1 protein-coding gene is annotated in these 445 nt (G+C 46.7%); it reads left to right on the top strand.

Annotation, left to right across the window (positions count from 1 at the left end; genetic code table 11):
- A partial coding sequence (locus A3761_RS27375) for an HDOD domain-containing protein (protein ID WP_197472950.1) occupies nucleotides 1-445 on the top strand: 445 nt, incomplete at both ends.

Raw genomic sequence — 445 nt, 5'->3', positions numbered from 1 at the left:
CTTAAAGAGTATTACCAGTTTCTACTACCTTCGAACACTATCAACCAGTTTATATGCAGGCCACCTCGGTCGAGCCATCGCTAAAAGAAAAGGTAAAGGAAACCCCGAAGACGTTTATTGGTCCAGCTTGTTTCTGGGTGCGCCTATCTGGTATTTATGGCGCTTTGCAACGCCTGAAATGCGTTTAGTACGCTATGCCATTCGTTCCAACTACAAGCTCCCCCATGTTGCCGAGAAAGAAGTATTAGGCGGTACAATCGTCGATGTCACGACCGCTCTGGCTAAAAAGCTAAACGTTCCTGCCCTGGCTCAGGCATGCTATCAACCAGATAAACAATTAAGCCATAAGCAATGGGTCACTATTGCCCGCTCTTTTAGCCCTGATGGGAAACCGCTCCGTGTTGAAGATCGCGACATTAATATGCTGATGCAGTCTCCACATTTT

The organism is Oleiphilus sp. HI0123 (assembly GCF_001635315.1).
This window is presented reverse-complemented; position numbering and strand designations above follow the sequence as displayed.